Source organism: Weizmannia sp. WK01 (assembly GCF_025905465.1).
Lineage (GTDB): Bacteria > Bacillota > Bacilli > Bacillales > Bacillaceae_C > Weizmannia > Weizmannia faecalis.
In genome coordinates this window covers 3,667,258-3,685,202 of the sequence record NZ_CP109616.1, presented here as the reverse complement: position 1 = coordinate 3,685,202, position 17,945 = coordinate 3,667,258, and the positions used below count along the sequence as shown (strand labels likewise).

Here is a 17,945-nt window from a genome sequence, read left to right as displayed (position 1 = left end):
GCATGAAAGGATTGCAAAAAGAAGATTATATGCAGCTTGCACTCCATTTGGCCGAAAGTGTGGCCGGGCAGACTTCCCCGAATCCCCCGGTTGGAAGTGTCGTCGTGAAAAACGGCACGATCGCCGGGATGGCGGCCCACTTAAAGGCGGGAGAAAAACATGCGGAAAGGCTTGCGGTGGAACAGGCCGGGCCGCTTGCAGAGGGTGCTGAAGTTTTTGTGACGCTCGAGCCGTGTGCCCATTACGGAAAGACGCCGCCGTGCGCAGATTTTTTAATTGAAAAAGGCATCAAAACAGTATATATCGCTGCATTGGACCCCAATCCGCTTGTCGCAGGCAAAGGAATAGAAAAGCTCAGGCAAGCCGGAGTAAAAGTGGAAACCGGGATATTGAAGGAACAAGCGGAAAAGTTGTACCGCCCTTTTTTCCACTTTATTCAAACGAAAACACCGTTTGTCACTGTCAAAACCGCCATGACGGCAGACGGAAAAATTGCATCTGAAACCCGTGACAGCAAATGGATCACAAGTGAAGAAGCAAGGCGTGATGCCCGCCGGTTAAGAAGCAGGCATGATGCAATACTTGTCGGCATACAAACCGTTCTCCATGATAACCCCCTTCTCACCACACGTTTGCCCCATTCCAGGAAAAATCCTATTCGCATTGTATTAGACACCCATTTGCGCATCCCGCCGGAAGCGAAAGTGCTAAGCGGCGATGCGCCAACCATTATTTTTTGCGGAAGCGATGCACCAAAAGAAAAAGAACAATGTCTGAAGCAGCTTGATGTCGAAGTGGTCCGCATGCCGCATGCCCGCCTCTTGATCCGTGACGTGTTAGCAGCGCTCGGGGAAAAAGGCATCATGACTTTACTCGTCGAAGGCGGCGCGGCAGTAAACGGCTCATTTTTAAAAGAAGGCGCAGTGCAACAGTATATTTTTTACATTGCCCCGAAAGTGATCGGCGGGAAAAACGCGCCGTCCCCTTTCGGCGGACACGGGTTTGGCAAGGTGGCCGATGCTTTGCCGCTCCGGTTTGAAAAAGTGGAACAGATCGGACCGGATTTAAAAATTACGGCTGCCGTCCAAAAGGAGGTGCCGGCGCATGTTTACAGGGATTATTGAAGAAATTGGCATATTGAAACGTGTGGAAAGAGGCCCCCGCTCCCTTAAGCTTGCCGTACAGGCCAGGACGGTTCTCCAAGATGTACGGCCTGGCGACAGCATTGCAGTGAACGGTGTTTGCTTAACCGTCACTTCCTATACGCCAAATGCATTTACGGCTGATGTCATGCCTGAAACATTTTTCAGCACGGCATTGGCCGGGCTGAACATCGGCAGCAAAGTCAACCTTGAACGAGCAATGGCTGCAGGCGGGCGGTTCGGCGGGCATTTTGTCACAGGGCATGTTGATGGCACGGGCACGGTCTGTTTGAAACAAAGGATGGAAAATGCCGTTTATATCACGATTTCTGTTCCCTCCTCCCTGTCCGCCTTTCTGATCCCAAAAGGCTCGGTTGCACTCGACGGCACCTCCCTGACTGTGTTCGGGGCTGCGGACGGGCAATTAACCGTTTCATTGGTGCCGCATACGCAGCAGCATACGATATTGCCGGAAAAAAAGATTGGCGATGCCGTGAATATTGAATGCGATATTTTGGCCAAGTATATGGCAGGGCTGTTCAGGAACGGAGAACGGGCGGAAAAAGAGAGCGGCATGATGGCGCTCTTAAAAGACCAAGGTTTTATGTAAACAAAGGGGTGAAAAACTTGTTTCATACCATTGAAGAAGCAGTAGAAGACTTAAAGGCCGGAAAAGTCGTGATTGCCGTCGATGATGAAAATAGGGAAAACGAAGGTGATTTTATCGGCCTTGCGGAAAAAGCGACACCGGAAATGATCAATTTGATGGCCAAAGCAGGACGCGGGCTCATCTGTGCACCGATTACGGCGGAAAAAGCACGGCAGCTCGATCTTTACCCGATGGCACGGCAAAATACCGACAGCCATGAAACGGCCTTCACCGTGAGCATTGACCATGCTGCCACCCGGACCGGCATCAGCGCATTTGAACGTGCCAAAACGGTCCGGCACCTGGCAGAAGACGCGGTAAAAGCCGAAGACTTTCACCGGCCGGGGCATATTTTCCCGTTAGTGGCCAAAGCAGGCGGCGTCCTGGAACGGTCTGGCCATACGGAAGCAGCCGTTGACCTGGCAAAACTGGCAGGCGCAAATCCGGCAGGCGTAATATGCGAAATCATGAATGAAGACGGCACGATGGCCCGCCTTCCCCAGCTGGAGGAAATCGCCAAAAATTCCGGCATAAAACTGGTGACGATCCAATCGTTAATCGAGTACAGAAAAAAACATGAGAAACTGATTCAAAAAGAAGCGGAAATCACGCTGCCGACGCGTTACGGCACGTTCCGGGCTGCCGGTTACAAAGATTTGCTGTCAGGGGGAGAACATGTTGCCCTTATAAAAGGGGAAGTAAGCAGTGAAGAGCCGGTGCTGGCAAGGATCCATTCCGAATGCCTGACCGGTGATTGTTTCGGTTCCCTCCGTTGCGACTGCGGCCCGCAGCTTGCCCGGAGCCTTGCGCGAATTGAAAAAGAAGGGCGCGGTGTCCTCGTTTATATGCGTCAGGAAGGCCGGGGGATCGGGCTTCTGAATAAATTGAAAGCTTACCGGCTGCAGGAAAAAGGATTGGATACAGTGGAGGCCAACCGCCGGCTTGGATTTCCGGCAGATATGCGCGACTACTGCATCGCTGCGCAAATTTTAAAAGATCTCGGGGCAACACAAGTCCGGCTTTTAACAAACAATCCTGATAAAGTGGAGGCATTAACGCGTTACGGTATCCGAATTGCGGAAAGAGTGCCGGTTGAAATCGCGCCTGTCCGTGAAAATGAAGGATATTTGCGTACGAAAGCGGAAAAAATGGGGCATTTGCTGCATATATAGGAGGAGATCAAAATGGGACAAATATTTGAAGGCAATCTGGTTGGAACCGGCTTAAAAATCGGCATGGTTGCTGCCCGCTTTAATGAATTCATTACAACAAGGCTTGTAAGCGGGGCAAAGGATGCATTATTAAGGCATGGCGTTAAAGAAGAAGCAATTGATCTTGCCTGGGTACCGGGCGCGTTTGAAATCCCGCTGGCGGCAAAAAAAATGGCAGAAACGGACAAATATGATGCCGTATTGGCACTTGGCGCGGTGATCCGCGGCGCGACCCCGCATTTTGAATATGTAAGTGCAGAAGCGGCAAAAGGAGTCGCCCATGCAAGCCTTTCTACAGAAACACCTGTCATTTTCGGGATTCTGACAACCGACACGATTGAACAGGCGATTGAGCGAGCCGGGACGAAAGCAGGCAATAAAGGCTGGGATGCGGCAGTGAGCGCGATCGAAATGGCGAATGTCATCCGGAAAATAGAAGCATAAATTTGAAAAGGGTGTTATTGCTTTTGATGTAAAAACTTAAGTCCGTTTTATAAAAAAGCCCTTGCGAAAGGAACGTATGTTTGATAAAATAGGGATGTCAGCGATAGCAAAAAGCGGGATGGAGTCTTAAGACAATTGATTTTGCCTGCGGGATATGGTATACTTACGACTTGTGAGTAATGAATGCTTGAACCATTGCTCCTTGCCCTTTTGAATAAAAGGGCCGCATAGTCCATAAGGAGGTGACAAACAGATGAGAAAGTACGAAATTATGTACATTATCCGCCCAAATATTGAGGATGAGGCAAAAAAAGCGCTTGTTGAGCGTTTTGACAATGTCCTCAACAACCAGGGTGCGGAAATCATCGAATCGAAAGAGTGGGGAAAACGCCGTCTTGCATACGAGATTCAGGACTTCCGTGATGGTTACTACCATATCATCAACGTGAATGCTGAACCGGTTGCAGTCCAGGAATTTGACCGTCTGGCGAAGATTAACGGTGATATTATCCGCCACATTGTTGTAAGAGAAGAAGAATAATTTTTAACGATAAAACGTTTCACGTGAAACGGATTTTGAATCATGAGAGGGGTTGATTCTGATGTTGAACCGTGTTGTTCTCGTAGGCAGGCTGACAAAAGATCCCGATTTGCGCTATACGCCGAGCGGAGTAGCGGTTGCTACTTTTACCCTGGCTGTAAACCGTACGTTTACAAACCAGCAGGGGGAAAGGGAAGCGGATTTCATCAATTGTGTTGTTTGGAGAAAGCAGGCTGAAAATGTGGCCAACTACTTAAAAAAAGGAAGTCTGGCAGGCGTAGACGGCCGGATTCAGACACGCAACTACGAAGCTCAGGACGGCCGGCGCGTGTATGTCACAGAGGTCGTGGCAGACAGCGTCCAGTTTCTTGAACCGAGAAGTGCGAATCAGGAACGCGGCAGCAGCCAGAATTACGGGAACAACCAAGGGAGTGCTTTCCCGGGGTACAATCAGAATCAAAATCAGTATCAGCGTAATGATTCAAAGCCTGATGAAGATCCGTTCTCAAATGATGGACAACCGATTGACATCTCTGATGATGATCTTCCGTTTTAATGCGGGAAGACCCGTAAAGTTGTGATAAAAAGGAGGGTGAAAAAATGGCAGGTGGACGCAGAGGCGGACGGAAACGCCGGAAAGTATGCTACTTTACAGCGAACCATATTACCCATATCGACTATAAAGATGTGGACTTGCTGAAAAAGTTCATTTCTGAAAGAGGAAAAATTCTTCCTCGTCGTGTAACGGGTACAAGTGCAAAATACCAACGTAAATTGACAACTGCAATCAAACGCGCACGTCAAATGGCGTTGCTTCCTTATGTTGCAGAAGACAAATAAGCAGCGGAAAAATCACCCGGATTTTTCCTTCAATATATGAACGAAAAAAGACACCCTGTTTTCAGGTTGTCTTTTTTCATTTCATTATATTTTTGCTTCATGGATGGGTTATGGTAAAATGAGGGGAAATGATGGTTTTTTTGAAGGGAGCATGCGTGTGAAAAAAACAAGAATGCTGACAGAAGGGGCAATGCTTGCAGCGGTTTTCGGCGTCATGCTGCTTGTTGCATTGCATGTCCCGGTGATCCGGATAATTGTTCTGGTTTTTCTTCCGCTGCCTTTTATCCTGTTTTGTGCCAAATATTCTTTGCGTTCAATTCTTGTCTTCTGTCTGGTTTGTTTGCTTGTGTCTGCCATTATGGGAACAGTCATGGCAATCCCAATGGCCGTTTTTTTCGTTTGTATTGGATTTGTTATGGGATACGCTATTCAGCGAAAAAAATCTAAATTATTTATATACATAGCAACCAGCCTGACCTTTTTAGCCATCACGATCATCGGGCTGTTTGCCACCCTGAAGTTTTTCCACTTGAATATCATCGCGGAAAACTTAAAAATCATGCAGCAGTCAATTGAACAGTCAAAAGCGCTTGTCAACAGTCTGGGGGAATCACAGGCCTATGAGGACAGGTTTGCGCAAATGGCCGATGCCGCAAGCCAGATGTACTCTGTCTATTTGCCGAGCTTGTTATTGCTTTCTGCCTTTATCGCCGTTTTTGTGCTCATTTCTGTGAACTTTCCAATCGCCAAACGTTTCGGTGTCCCGGTTCCGTCCTTTCAACCTTTCCGCGAAATGCGGCTGCCGGGAAATATCTTATGGTATTTCATTCTGGCAATGGTGGCCAACCTGCTGATGCACGGGGACACGGGCAGCTTCTTTGCAAAAGCGGTTCTGAATCTGATGCTGATTTTCCAAATTCTCATTTTGCTGCAGGGGTACGCTTTTATAAGCTTTGTCAGCCACGAGAAAAAATGGCCAAAAGGGTTACTGGCTTTCGCCGTCATTTTATCAATCATATTCAGCCCGCTGCTTTATCTTGTTATGATATTCGGTATAATGGATTTAGGATTTGATTTCAGGCGGATGATTCAAAAGTGACCCTTTCTTAGTTTCTCAATATAGGAGCTGAAGGTATGCCTTCTTACTACAATAAACGGTTCATGCGCTATCCGTTATACGGCTTAATTGCAGTGTCTCTCATCCTGCTCGGTATTATTTTCTTTTACCACTGGTGGATAACGGCAGCCGGCATTGTTGTGCTCGGGGCGTTATCCTACTGCGCATTTTACGTGGAACAACGGTCGAGCGAAGAAATCGAACGCTATATCTCCAATCTTTCCTACCGGGTCAAACGCGTCGGTGAAGAAGCGCTGATGGAAATGCCGATCGGGATCATGCTGTACAATGAAGATTACATCATTGAATGGACAAATCCGTTTATGGCCTCCTGCTTTAATGAAGATACACTTGTCGGGCGTTCCCTTTATGATGTAGCGGAAGTGCTCGTACCGCTGATTAAGCAGGAAATGCATTCCGAGACGATTAGTCTGAATGAAAGGAAGTACAGGGTTGTCCTGAAACTGGAAGAGCGGCTGCTTTATTTTTTCGACATTACGGAACAGGCCGAAGTCGAGCAGTTGTATGAAGATGAACGGACCGTGATCGCCATTATTTATTTGGACAACTATGATGAAGTGACACAAGGCATGGACGACCAGTCTGTCAGCAGCCTGAACAGTCTCGTGACCTCGATTTTAAACAAATGGACAATGGAGTTCGGCCTGTTTTTTAAACGAATTTCGTCTGATAAATTTATTGCGGTATTTAATGAACGGATTTTGCATGAATTGGAAGACAATAAATTCTCGATTCTTGATGAAGTCAGGGAGGCCACAGCGAAGCAAAACGTGGCGCTGACTTTGAGCATCGGGGTTGGCGCAGGTGTCCCGTCCCTCCCCGAACTTGGGGAGCTTGCCCAATCGAGTCTCGACATTGCCCTCGGGCGCGGTGGTGACCAGGTTGCCATCCGGCAGGCGAACGGAAAAGTGAAATTTTACGGTGGCAAAACAAATCCGGTTGAAAAGCGGACAAGGGTCCGGGCCCGCGTGATTTCCCATGCGCTGCGGGAACTCATGATGGAAAGAGACAAAGTGATGATCATGGGCCACAAATTTCCGGATATGGATGCCATCGGAGCGGCTGTCGGCATCCGGAAAGTGGCGGAAATCAACCAAAAAGACGGCTATATTATTTTAAATCCGAGTGAAACGGACACAAGTGTCAAGCGGCTGCTTGGGGAAATAAAACAGTATCCGGATTTGTATGCCCGCTTCATTACACCGGATGAGGCGCTTGAAATGGCGACGGATGACACATTGCTTGTTGTCGTTGATACGCACAAGCCTTCCTTTGTCATCGATGAACGAATCGTCAGGCGGATTGAAAATGTCGTTGTCATTGACCATCACCGCCGCGGGGAAGACTTTATTAAAAACCCGCTGCTTGTCTATATGGAACCGTACGCCTCTTCGACATCCGAACTTGTAACCGAATTGATGGAATACCAACCGAAAAACGGCAAAATCAATATGCTTGAAGCAACTGCCCTGCTTGCTGGTATAATAGTGGATACAAAAAGTTTTACATTGCGGACAGGCTCACGGACGTTTGATGCAGCATCCTATCTTCGTGCCCAGGGTGCCGATACGGTGCTTGTACAAAAATTTTTAAAAGAAGATTTGCGTTCGTATATCCAGCGCGCCAAGCTTGTGGAAACCGTTAAATTTCCGCTAAACGGCATCGCGGTGGCAAAAGGGAAAAATGAAACCATTTATTCCCCTGTTTTAATGGCGCAGGCTGCCGATACGATTTTAATGATGAACGGCGTCGATGCTTCTTTTGTCATCGGACGGCGCAGCGAGAATGAAGTGGGGATCAGCGCAAGGTCGCTTGGAAGCGTCAATGTGCAAATCATTATGGAAACGCTGGATGGCGGCGGGCACCTTTCCAATGCAGCCACCCAGATGAAAAATATAACGGTTGATGAGGCAGAAGAAAAGCTCATTCAAGTGATAGAAGAGTATATGGAAGGGAGTCAGCAATCATGAAGGTCATATTCCTGAAAGACGTAAAAGGCAAAGGAAAAAAAGGAGACATTAAAAATGTGGCGGATGGTTATGCCCACAATTATTTGTTCAAAAACGGGGCGGCAATAGAAGCGACGCCTGCCAATCTGAAAAGCATGGAAGCCCAAAAACGGAAAGAAGAAAAACTGGCGCAGGAAGAACTGGAAGAAGCCAAAAAATTAAAAGAGAAACTTGAGAACATAACGGTTGAAATCAAAGCCAAATCGGGCCAGGACGGGCGACTGTTCGGCTCGGTTACAAGCAAACAAATCTCTGAACAACTGAAAAAAAGCTTCCAGATTCAGGTGGATAAAAGAAAAATAGAGCTGCCGGATGCGATCCGCACTTTGGGTTACACGAAAGTGCCGGTCAGATTACATCATAACGTAACGGCAGTGCTCAATGTCCACGTTTCCGAATAGAAACGTATTTTACCAGCTTTCTTTTTGTTTTCCGCGTGTTAAAATAATAGTACGTGCAGAAAAATGTGATCCATTTTATCGTGATCACATTTTTTCTATTTGGAATAAGTGTGCGGTTCTCTTACGGCAAACGGGTTACCGGTTAAACTGCCATTCTCCCCGGCATGCTTATGTTTGGTGCCGGAACTGGATGATTTAGGATAAAATGGAGGATTCAAAATGAATGAATTGCAAGACCGCATTCCCCCCCAAAATATTGAGGCGGAACAGGCAGTGCTTGGTGCCATTTTTTTGGAGCCTTCTGCATTTATAACAGCTTCGGAAATTTTGACGGCAGAGGATTTTTACCGGAATGCCCATCAAAAAATTTTCCAGGTGTTTGCGAAGCTGAATGATGCCGGCAAGGCAGTCGATCTTGTAACAGTGGCGGAAGAATTATCAGCCACCCGGCAGCTTGAAGATGCAGGCGGCCTCTCTTATTTGAGCGAACTGGCCGCAAGCGTTCCGACAGCGGCCAATATCGCTTACTATGCCGGAATTGTAGCTGAGAAAGCTTTGCTCAGGCGCCTGATTCGGACTGCCACCCATATTGCCCAGGAAGGCTATACGCGGGAAGACGATGTCGATGAACTGCTTGATGAAGCCGAACGCAGCATTATGGAAGTGGCCCAGCGCAAAAATGCCGGCGATTTTAAACATATCAAAGATGTCCTTGTCAGCACATATGATAACATCGAAATGCTCCATAACCGGAAAGGCGACGTCACCGGGATACCGACAGGGTTTTACGAGCTTGACCGGATGACAGCCGGTTTCCAGCGCAATGATTTGATTATTGTGGCGGCGCGCCCGTCTGTCGGGAAAACGGCATTTGCCCTCAATATCGCGCAAAACGTCGGCACGAAGACAGAGGAAAATGTGGCGATCTTTAGCCTTGAAATGGGCGCTGAACAACTTGTCATGCGGATGCTGTGCGCGGAAGGCAATATCGATGCCCAGCGGCTCCGGACCGGGGCGCTGACAGACGAAGACTGGCGGAAACTGACGATGGCAATGGGAAGCCTCTCTAATTCCGGCATTTATATTGATGATACCCCTGGAGTAAGGGTAACGGAAATCCGCTCGAAATGCCGGCGCCTGAAACAAGAGCACGGGCTTGGCATGGTGGTCATCGACTATTTGCAGCTGATTCAAGGAAGCGCCCGTTCCCGGGAAAACCGGCAGCAGGAAGTTTCTGAGATTTCAAGATCGCTGAAGGCGCTGGCGCGTGAACTTGAAGTGCCGGTCATTGCCCTTTCCCAGCTTTCCCGGGGCGTCGAACAACGGCAGGATAAGCGCCCGATGATGAGCGATATTCGTGAATCGGGAAGCATTGAACAAGATGCTGATATCGTGGCTTTTCTGTACAGGGAAGACTATTATGAACAGGACACGGAGAATAAAAACATCATTGAAATCATTATTGCGAAGCAGCGGAACGGCCCGGTCGGCACCGTCCAGCTCGCTTTTATAAAAGAGTACAATAAATTTGTGAACCTGGAACGGCGGTTTGACGATGCGCCTGTTCCGGCATAGCAAGTATCGATATGAAGCTTTTCCTTTTCGGGGAAAGGCTTTTTTTGTGCGTTTTACGAATAAAAACGCTGAAAAAATATATAAATGTTCGGATTTACATTGACTGTTGGCGGTTTAAGCTGGTAAAATGATGGATGGAAATCATGATTTGTAAAATATGCGGAGGTGCACTCAATGTCGTCAGTTGTCGTGGTAGGTACACAATGGGGGGACGAAGGAAAGGGAAAAATTACCGACTTCCTCTCTGAAAATGCGGAAGTGGTGTCCCGCTATCAGGGCGGGAATAACGCGGGCCATACCATCCGTTTTAATGGGGAAACGTATAAATTACATTTGATTCCGTCGGGGATTTTTTATAAAGACAAAATTTGTGTTATCGGAAACGGTGTCGTCGTCGATCCAAAGGCGCTCGTCGAGGAACTGGATTATCTGAACGGACGGGGTATTTCAACGGAAAACTTGCGCATCTCCAACCGTGCGCACGTCATTCTGCCTTACCATATTAAACTGGACGGTGCAGAAGAGGAACGGAAAGGCAGCAATAAAATCGGCACGACGAAAAAAGGGATCGGCCCGGCGTATATGGATAAAGCAGCAAGGACCGGTATCCGGATTGCTGATCTGCTTGATTACGAAGAATTCAAAGAAAAACTGACGCGCAATCTTGAGGAAAAAAACCGTCTGTTTGAAAAAATATACGAAACGGAAGGCTTTACGCTGGAAGAAATTTTGGAGCCTTATTACGAATACGGCCAGCGCTTTAAACAATATGTCTGCGATACGTCGGTTGTTTTAAACGACGCGCTTGATGCGGGCAAACGCGTCCTTTTTGAAGGGGCGCAAGGGGTCATGCTCGATATTGACCAGGGAACTTATCCGTTTGTCACATCATCCAACCCGATTGCCGGCGGCGTCACAATCGGTTCCGGTGTCGGCCCGTCGAAAATCAACCATGTTGTCGGCATTGCCAAGGCTTATACGACACGTGTTGGCGATGGCCCGTTCCCGACAGAGCTTTTGGATGAAACCGGCGACCGGATCCGCGAAACCGGACATGAATACGGCACAACGACAGGAAGAGCGCGCCGTGTCGGCTGGTTTGACAGTGTTGTCGTCCGCCATGCGCGCCGGGTGAGCGGCCTGACAGACTTGTCCGTAAACCTGCTCGATGTACTGACCGGCATTGAAACGTTGAAAATTTGTGTCGCCTACCGCTATAAAGGGAAAGTGCTTGAAGCGTTCCCGGCCAGCTTAAAAGTGCTGGCTGAATGCGAACCGGTTTACGAAGAACTGCCGGGCTGGACGGAAGATATTACCGGCTGCCGTTCCCTTGATGAGCTTCCGGACAATGCCCGCCATTACCTAGAGCGCATTTCCCAACTGACCGGGGTTCCCCTTTCCATGTTTTCCGTCGGTCCGGACCGCCTGCAGACGATTGTGGTGCAAAGTGTCTGGCGGGTGTGACGGAAAACCCGGACGAATCGGATTTGGGCTGCCGGAAAAACGGTAGTGGAACCACGTCGAAAAGAAAACCGATGAAAAAGCATCATCGGGTGAGGTTGCTAAAAGCGATTTTCATCCCAGAATGTCCACTAGAACGGAAAAAACGGCGAGATCCCATAAAAGGGGTTTCTCGCCGTTTTTATATTGTTTTAAAGTGGGTCATGATTTTCCATCTTTTACGGCGGCCATGCTTGAAAATGAACATTTGCTGAAATTTCGATTGCCATTCACTTAAAAAATTTGTAGAAATGTGTTGCAAAATGGATGATAGATATGATAACATTACTTCTGTTGTTACAAAATGCACAATGGTCCCGTGGTGTAGCGGTTATCACGCCTGCCTGTCACGCAGGAGATCGCGGGTTCGATTCCCGTCGGGACCGCCATTTTTAATTATACATATTTGTTTTCGGTTCGGGCCCGGTAGCTCAGTCGGTAGAGCAAAGGACTGAAAATCCTTGTGTCGGCGGTTCGATTCCGTCCCGGGCCATTTACTAAAAAGCACTGCGATGACTTAGACTCTCGTAGTGCTTTTTTATTATATGGTTCACCTAACCCCCGATTTCGTGCCTGTTCAAGCTATGTAGCCCATCGAGTGCTTTTTTATTATATGGCTCTTCTAACCCGCCAGAATGGAAAACAGGATGCAAGCCGTATCCCCCGGCACTCTTGATAGATATTACCAGGGGGCATGGTTTCAGTAGAATTGGACAATTTTTATGCAAGTAAGTTAAAATTGTAATAGTATGGCTGCTGGAAGCTGCCTGTGAATCCTTTGATACAGAGCAGCAATGCTTCTGGATTTCCAGGGGCATTGCTGTTCGCCATGATTCGGGGAAAATGAGATTTTTTAGGAACATAAAGACTAAAGATGATAGAAAATTGTAGATAGATGTCAATCAATGAAAATGGCGCATTTTAAATGAAGGAGTATGGACGATGGATAAAAAAATTTTGGTCGTGGATGATGAAAAACCGATTGCCGATATTTTGCAGTTTAATTTAACAAAAGAGGGCTATACGGTGTATTGCGCTTATGACGGTGAGGAAGCATTGGAAAAGGTGGAAGAGGTGCAGCCGGATTTAATTGTCCTTGATATTATGCTGCCGAAGCGGGATGGCATGGAAGTTTGCCGCGAAGTGCGGAAAAAATACAATATGCCGATCATTATGGTAACGGCAAAAGATTCGGAAATTGATAAAGTGCTCGGCCTTGAGCTCGGTGCCGATGATTATGTCACAAAACCTTTCAGCACCCGTGAACTGATTGCCCGTGTCAAAGCGAATTTGCGGCGGCACCAGCAGACGCCCGCGGCTCCGGGTGAGGAAGAGGAATCCAATGAAATTGCGATCGGTTCACTTGTCATTCATCCGGATGCTTATGTCGTCTCAAAACGCGGCGAGACAATTGAACTGACGCACCGCGAATTTGAGCTGCTCCACTATCTGGCGAAGCATATCGGGCAAGTGATGACGCGTGAGCACTTGCTTGAAACCGTGTGGGGTTATGACTATTACGGCGATGTCCGGACAGTGGACGTAACGGTCAGACGGCTCCGCGAAAAAGTGGAAGATAACCCGAGCCACCCCGAGTGGATTGTGACAAGGCGCGGTGTCGGTTATTATTTGCGCAACCCTGAACAGGAGTAGCCAAATGAATAAGGTGAAATTCTTCCAGTCTATTCACTTTAAGTTTGTCCTGATTTATATTCTGCTGATCGTCGTCGCGATGGAGATTATTGGGGTGTATTTTATCAATAAGCTGGAAAACCAGCTCGAGACGAATTTTAAAAAATCGATATACGACCAGGTCAATGTGCTTGAATACAGTATTGAAGACCTGTTGACGAAAAAGCAGAACCAGGCGGCGGATATTACGTTAAAAGTGAGGAAAGTACTGGGCGATTTTAAAAGCACGGATGTATCTGAAATCCGGCTGATCGACGCGCACAGCGGCGTTATTTTGGGTACTTCTTCCAATGACCAGAGCATTGTCGGCCAAAAAACAACCGAAGATATTGTCAAAAGCGTCCGTGTAACCGGCCAGCCGGAAGACCAGATTTATTTGGACAAGCAGACTGGCGACCGAATGTGGGTGCTGGCTTCCCCGATTAAAGCAAATGGTGAGCTGATCGGAATCATTTACCTTGTCTCCAAAATTGAAACGGTTTACCGCCAGGTGCAGGCGATTAACCAGATTTTTATGACGGGGACGGTTATTGCCGTACTGGTTACAGCCCTGCTTGGCATCATTACCGCACGCACGATTTCAAAGCCGCTCAGTGAGATCCGCAAGCAGGCGATGGCGATGGCACGCGGCAATTTTGCCCGGAAAGTCAAAGTGATCGGGAATGATGAGATCGGACAGCTCGCTTATTCGTTTAACCATATGACAAAAAAGCTGCAGGAGGCGCAGGCCAGCACGGAAGGCGAGAGAAGAAAACTCGACTCCATCCTGACCCATATGACAGACGGTGTAATTGCGACCGACCGGAGAGGAAGGATTATTTTAATTAACGAGCCGGCTGCCGAGATGCTGGATGTTTCACGTGAAACAGTGCTTTCCCAGCCGCTTATATCGGTTTTAAAAATTGAGAATGAACATAAGTTTGATGATTTATTGACAGAGCAGGATTCCGTTATCCTTGACTTCAGTACGGAGGAAGAACCGTATATTTTACGGGCGAATTTTTCGGTGATTCAAAATGAAGCCGGTTTTGTCAGCGGCCTGATTACGGTTTTGCATGATGTCACCGAGCAGGAGAAAATTGATATGGAACGCCGCGAATTTGTGGCCAATGTGTCCCATGAATTGAGAACGCCGCTGACCACGATGAGAAGCTATTTGGAAGCTTTAACAGACGGGGCATGGAAAGATGAGAAAATTGCACCGCAGTTTTTAGGCGTGACGCAAAATGAAACGGAACGAATGATCCGGCTGGTGAATGATTTGCTGAAGCTTTCAAAAATGGACAGCAAAGACGAACATTTAAATAAAGAGTGGGTCAATTTTGTGGAGTTTTTCCACCATGTCATTGACCGGTTTGAAATGGCAAAGCAGCAAAATGTCACGTTCAAACGTAAGCTGCCGAATACGGAAATTTTTGTGGAAATCGATGAAGATAAAATGACCCAGGTGTTGTACAACATTATATCCAATGCGTTGAAGTACTCCCCTGAAGGTGGCCAGATTACGTTTAAGCTGAGGGAACTGAACGAAAAAATTGAAGTCAGCATTTCTGACCAGGGTGTAGGCATCCCGAAAGAAAACGTAAAGAAAATTTTCGAGCGCTTTTACCGTGTTGATAAAGCGCGCAGCCGCAAACTCGGCGGAACAGGGCTCGGCCTTGCAATTGCAAAAGAAATGGTGGAAATGCACGGCGGAAGCATTTGGGCAAGCAGTAAAGAAGGAAAAGGAACGACCATTTACTTTACCCTTCCCTACGAACCGGCACAAGAGGATGAGTGGCTATGAGTCTTGAAAAAGCAAAAACCATCATATTGACGTTGCTCGTGCTTCTGAGCTTGTTGTTAACGTGGCTGATTTGGAACAACCAGCCGAATTATGACTTGCTCAACTTAAAAGATCTGGACAATATCGCGATTGCGAAGGAAAAAAAGGTGCCCGGCATCATCCTCCCTGACAAAATACTTTACCATGAGAATGACGGGACAACCGGCACGGTTCATGACGGGGAAATTTCACGGGTGATGAATCTGCTTCGAACATGGACATTTGATATGAGCAGCTCCCGCCTGTTGCAAAAAAAAGACCTGTATAATTTAATGTACGGAAAAAACAGAATTGAATTGGACTTTCCGGCCCCTGTCCCGTTCAGTGTCTATCAATCGGTCCTGAACTTTGCCAATAAAAAAGTGCCGGATGCCGATTTTGACCATATTGTTATCGAATTAAACAAGGGAACCAAAAACTTAAACCATGTTTACTTTATTTCAACGGCGTCCAATAAAGTATATGAGGCAAGCACAGATCAAAAATCCATTCAGGTGTTCATCTCAAAACTGAACGACAACAAATCTTTGTACAAGCCGTATACTGCCTTTGCCCTTTCCGGCCCGAGAAGAATCTACCTGCCTGCCGGAAATCCAGTGGTGAACCAGTACAAATATGCGACAACTGATATTGAAATTGATAAATTTAAAAAAGCGCTGTTTGCTGATCCAAACTTTGTAAAGAAAGTGGCGGGGGAATATACAAACGGTATCAGCCTGTTGCGGACAGATGAATCCAATAAAGTCTTAACCTTCGTGAATCCAGGGGAAGACATCGGGTACAGCTCCGATCCAAACCATCTGCTGACGCGGGCCATTGATTTTATTAACCAGCACAGCGGCTGGACGGACCAGTACCAGTATTTCGAAATCAATGAGCGGGAAAATGAAGTCACGTTCCGGCTTTTTAAAGACGGCTATCCTGTTTTTAACGATGACGGCATGGCGGAGATCCGGGAATACTTGGGCAAATCGGAAATTTACAAGTATGTCCGCCCGTATTTCAACCTGTCGCTCAACCTGCCGTTAAAACCGGCTGCTGTTAAACTCCCGCCGGCTCAGGATGTAATCGCCGGCTTGCAGACAAACCCTTCCGTTCAAATGAACAAGGTGAGAGATATTGCAGTCGGGTACCGTTTACAAAAAGACAGTGACGATATCCTTTCGCTGCAGCCGGCCTGGTATTATTGCGAAGACGGAATTTGGAAAATGGCAGGGGGGGATGAAGATGGACTGGAGTAAAACAAAAACAATCTTTATTCTTGTTTTCTTGGTGCTTGATATTTACCTTTCCTGCCAGTTGTATTTCAAACATGTCAAAAATCAGTATGAAGTCATTGGCAGCCCGACAGCGGAACAAAGCTTAAAGGCTGCAAACATTACGTTCGTGAACCTGCCGAAAGGAAAGGCAAAACGGCCGTATATCAGCGCGGAAGAAAAAGTATTTACCGCAAAAGACTTGAAAAAATTGAAAAACCAGCAGGCGGAAATCGTGAACGGGTATCAACTCAGTTCCGCTTTTGATAAGCCGGTGAAATTGGGAACAAAAATCAAAATGGACCAGCTGGAGGCGGTTATTCAAGAAAATATGCTTTACGGCAGCCGCTATAAACTGTGGAACTATGATAAAGACTTGAATCAGGCCGTCTTTTATGAGACATATAACGGAAAAATGATTTTTAATAATAAGAACGCGAAATTGACCGTGTATTTAAATGACCAGAATGAAATCATTTCCTATGACCAGACGTATTTGACCAATATTAAAATCTACCGAGAAGAAGAAGAGACATTGTCGGCGGTAAAGGCGGTGGAAGCCTTATATAAGAAAGGAACGCTGAAACCGAACAGCAAAGTGACGAAGGCGGAACTCGGTTACTATACGAGGGTGCCGGAACTCCAGGTGCTTGTGCCGACATGGCATTTTACAGTAAAACACGGGAATGAAACAGAACAATTATTTATCAATGCATTTGAAGGTCAGGTCAACGAAATGGAAAATGCACAATAATTTTGGAGAGGATACGATGGGGATGCAATTTAGTGTACTTGCAAGCGGAAGCACGGGAAATGCGATCTATGTGGAGACAGAGCAGCATGCTTTTTTAGTGGATGCCGGTTTAAGCGGAAGGCAAATGGAACAGCTTTTCGGGCAGATTGGCCGCAATATTGCCGATTTAAGCGGAATCCTTGTTACGCATGAACACAGTGACCATATTAAAGGAATCGGGGTGCTGGCACGGAAATACAAGCTCCCGATTTATGCCAATGACAAAACATGGTCGGCGATGGAAGGCATGATTGGAGAGATTCCAACAGATTTGAAGTTTTCATTCGGGATGGAATCTGTCCAATCGTTCGGAAGCCTTGAGATTGAGTCATTCGGCGTTTCCCACGATGCCGTCCAGCCGATGTTTTATATTTTTCATGAAGGCAGCAAAAAATTGGTCATCATTACGGATACAGGTTATGTCAGCGATCGGATGAAAGGGACGATTTCCAATGCGGACATTTTTGTTTTTGAAAGCAACCACGATGTGGAAATGCTCCGGATGGGAAGGTACCCGTGGAGTGTAAAACAGCGCATTTTGAGCGATGTCGGGCATGTGTCGAATGAAGATGCCGCACTTGCGATGAGCGAAGTGATCGGGGACCGGACAAAACGAATATACCTTGCCCATTTAAGCAAAGATAACAATATGAAAGACCTCGCGCGGATGGCGGTTTCCCAAACGCTTCAGGAACAGGGCCTGGCGGTCGGCGAAACGTTTTCATTATATGATACGGATCCGAAAATTCCAACGGCCTTAACAGCTGTTTAACCAGAGCAATCCGGTGGCAGAATCTGTCGCTGTGGGGCCCGCCGCCAACAACCGGGGCAGCGTTTAATCGGCAGGCGGGCCATATTTTTTTTATTTTGGCGCTTGATTTTTAGTAATTTTTAATTATCAGCCATTATAATGGAATCAGAACGGGCAA

17 protein-coding genes and 2 tRNA genes are annotated in these 17,945 nt (G+C 47.1%); all 19 read left to right on the top strand.

All coding sequences use genetic code 11. The features are described 5' to 3' along the window. Positions 1 to 2 precede the first annotated feature (2 nt). The 19 genes from ribD (at position 3) to OF158_RS17380 (ending at position 17,788) form a co-directional block, all read left to right on the top strand. Positions 3 to 1,124, top strand: a complete 1,122-nt coding sequence (ribD, locus tag OF158_RS17470; RefSeq protein WP_142010213.1) for a bifunctional diaminohydroxyphosphoribosylaminopyrimidine deaminase/5-amino-6-(5-phosphoribosylamino)uracil reductase RibD — start codon at positions 3 to 5, stop codon at positions 1,122 to 1,124. Continuing rightward, positions 1,105 to 1,752 carry a riboflavin synthase gene (locus tag OF158_RS17465; protein ID WP_035183081.1) on the top strand — a complete coding sequence of 216 codons (648 nt, stop codon included), beginning with the start codon at positions 1,105 to 1,107 and terminating at the stop codon, positions 1,750 to 1,752. Before ribD ends, OF158_RS17465 begins: the two co-directional genes overlap by 20 nt. 17 nt (positions 1,753 to 1,769) lie before the next feature. Continuing rightward, positions 1,770 to 2,963: a bifunctional 3,4-dihydroxy-2-butanone-4-phosphate synthase/GTP cyclohydrolase II gene (locus OF158_RS17460; RefSeq protein WP_035183084.1), complete on the top strand. Its 1,194-nt coding sequence runs from the start codon at positions 1,770 to 1,772 to the stop codon at positions 2,961 to 2,963. A 12-nt stretch (positions 2,964 to 2,975) separates the two neighbouring features. Then, entirely contained in the window at positions 2,976 to 3,446 is a 471-nt protein-coding gene (gene ribE, locus OF158_RS17455) for a 6,7-dimethyl-8-ribityllumazine synthase (protein ID WP_014096620.1), read from the top strand. Between the two features lie 253 nt (positions 3,447 to 3,699). After that, positions 3,700 to 3,987 carry a 30S ribosomal protein S6 gene (gene rpsF / locus OF158_RS17450; RefSeq protein ID WP_014096621.1) on the top strand — a complete coding sequence of 96 codons (288 nt, stop codon included), beginning with the start codon at positions 3,700 to 3,702 and terminating at the stop codon, positions 3,985 to 3,987. A gap of 61 nt (positions 3,988 to 4,048) precedes the next feature. Continuing rightward, a complete protein-coding gene (ssb, locus tag OF158_RS17445; RefSeq protein WP_014096622.1) occupies positions 4,049 to 4,543 on the top strand; it encodes a single-stranded DNA-binding protein in 495 nt (164 codons plus the stop codon). Between the two features lie 44 nt (positions 4,544 to 4,587). Further along, complete coding sequence (gene rpsR, locus OF158_RS17440) at positions 4,588 to 4,827, top strand: 30S ribosomal protein S18 (RefSeq protein ID WP_013860883.1); 240 nt, start codon at positions 4,588 to 4,590, stop codon at positions 4,825 to 4,827. Between the two features lie 157 nt (positions 4,828 to 4,984). After that, complete coding sequence (locus OF158_RS17435) at positions 4,985 to 5,926, top strand: YybS family protein (protein ID WP_142743397.1); 942 nt, start codon at positions 4,985 to 4,987, stop codon at positions 5,924 to 5,926. A gap of 35 nt (positions 5,927 to 5,961) precedes the next feature. Beyond that, entirely contained in the window at positions 5,962 to 7,935 is a 1,974-nt protein-coding gene (locus OF158_RS17430) for a DHH family phosphoesterase (protein WP_035183090.1), read from the top strand. After that, positions 7,932 to 8,375, top strand: coding sequence for a 50S ribosomal protein L9 (rplI, locus tag OF158_RS17425; RefSeq protein ID WP_014096625.1), 444 nt, complete (start codon positions 7,932 to 7,934; stop codon positions 8,373 to 8,375). The genes OF158_RS17430 and rplI overlap by 4 nt, the downstream gene beginning before the upstream one ends. Positions 8,376 to 8,594: 219 nt before the next feature. After that, on the top strand, positions 8,595 to 9,950 hold the full coding sequence (gene dnaB, locus OF158_RS17420; RefSeq protein ID WP_014096626.1) for a replicative DNA helicase: 1,356 nt from the start codon (positions 8,595 to 8,597) through the stop codon (positions 9,948 to 9,950). Between the two features lie 174 nt (positions 9,951 to 10,124). Beyond that, positions 10,125 to 11,414 carry an adenylosuccinate synthase gene (locus tag OF158_RS17415; protein ID WP_014096627.1) on the top strand — a complete coding sequence of 430 codons (1,290 nt, stop codon included), beginning with the start codon at positions 10,125 to 10,127 and terminating at the stop codon, positions 11,412 to 11,414. Positions 11,415 to 11,763: 349 nt separating this feature from the next. Next, positions 11,764 to 11,839, top strand: a tRNA-Asp gene (locus tag OF158_RS17410). A gap of 31 nt (positions 11,840 to 11,870) precedes the next feature. Then, positions 11,871 to 11,943: transfer RNA gene (locus OF158_RS17405), tRNA-Phe, on the top strand. 449 nt (positions 11,944 to 12,392) lie between these two features. Then, complete coding sequence (gene yycF / locus OF158_RS17400; RefSeq protein WP_014096628.1) at positions 12,393 to 13,103, top strand: response regulator YycF; 711 nt, start codon at positions 12,393 to 12,395, stop codon at positions 13,101 to 13,103. 4 nt (positions 13,104 to 13,107) lie between these two features. Next, the gene (gene walK, locus OF158_RS17395; RefSeq protein ID WP_014096629.1) at positions 13,108 to 14,928 is read left to right on the top strand and encodes a cell wall metabolism sensor histidine kinase WalK; all 1,821 of its coding nucleotides are present in this window, start codon (positions 13,108 to 13,110) and stop codon (positions 14,926 to 14,928) included. Next, the gene (gene yycH / locus OF158_RS17390) at positions 14,925 to 16,208 is read left to right on the top strand and encodes a YycH family regulatory protein (protein ID WP_035183094.1); all 1,284 of its coding nucleotides are present in this window, start codon (positions 14,925 to 14,927) and stop codon (positions 16,206 to 16,208) included. Before walK ends, yycH begins: the two co-directional genes overlap by 4 nt. After that, a complete protein-coding gene (locus OF158_RS17385) occupies positions 16,195 to 16,977 on the top strand; it encodes a two-component system regulatory protein YycI (RefSeq protein WP_035183096.1) in 783 nt (260 codons plus the stop codon). Before yycH ends, OF158_RS17385 begins: the two co-directional genes overlap by 14 nt. 16 nt (positions 16,978 to 16,993) lie before the next feature. Next, positions 16,994 to 17,788, top strand: a complete 795-nt coding sequence (locus tag OF158_RS17380) for an MBL fold metallo-hydrolase (RefSeq protein WP_026683519.1) — start codon at positions 16,994 to 16,996, stop codon at positions 17,786 to 17,788. Positions 17,789 to 17,945 lie beyond the last annotated feature (157 nt).

Coding starts and splice junctions, on each gene's coding strand:
- OF158_RS17465 (WP_035183081.1), top strand. CDS start 1,105: ATGTTTACAGGGATTATTGAAGAAATTGGCATATTGAAACGTGTGGAA.
- OF158_RS17415 (WP_014096627.1), top strand. CDS start 10,125: ATGTCGTCAGTTGTCGTGGTAGGTACACAATGGGGGGACGAAGGAAAG.
- OF158_RS17385 (WP_035183096.1), top strand. CDS start 16,195: ATGGACTGGAGTAAAACAAAAACAATCTTTATTCTTGTTTTCTTGGTG.
- rplI (WP_014096625.1), top strand. CDS start 7,932: ATGAAGGTCATATTCCTGAAAGACGTAAAAGGCAAAGGAAAAAAAGGA.
- yycH (WP_035183094.1), top strand. CDS start 14,925: ATGAGTCTTGAAAAAGCAAAAACCATCATATTGACGTTGCTCGTGCTT.
- rpsF (WP_014096621.1), top strand. CDS start 3,700: ATGAGAAAGTACGAAATTATGTACATTATCCGCCCAAATATTGAGGAT.
- OF158_RS17380 (WP_026683519.1), top strand. CDS start 16,994: ATGGGGATGCAATTTAGTGTACTTGCAAGCGGAAGCACGGGAAATGCG.
- rpsR (WP_013860883.1), top strand. CDS start 4,588: ATGGCAGGTGGACGCAGAGGCGGACGGAAACGCCGGAAAGTATGCTAC.
- OF158_RS17430 (WP_035183090.1), top strand. CDS start 5,962: ATGCCTTCTTACTACAATAAACGGTTCATGCGCTATCCGTTATACGGC.
- dnaB (WP_014096626.1), top strand. CDS start 8,595: ATGAATGAATTGCAAGACCGCATTCCCCCCCAAAATATTGAGGCGGAA.
- ribD (WP_142010213.1), top strand. CDS start 3: ATGAAAGGATTGCAAAAAGAAGATTATATGCAGCTTGCACTCCATTTG.
- yycF (WP_014096628.1), top strand. CDS start 12,393: ATGGATAAAAAAATTTTGGTCGTGGATGATGAAAAACCGATTGCCGAT.
- walK (WP_014096629.1), top strand. CDS start 13,108: ATGAATAAGGTGAAATTCTTCCAGTCTATTCACTTTAAGTTTGTCCTG.
- ribE (WP_014096620.1), top strand. CDS start 2,976: ATGGGACAAATATTTGAAGGCAATCTGGTTGGAACCGGCTTAAAAATC.
- ssb (WP_014096622.1), top strand. CDS start 4,049: ATGTTGAACCGTGTTGTTCTCGTAGGCAGGCTGACAAAAGATCCCGAT.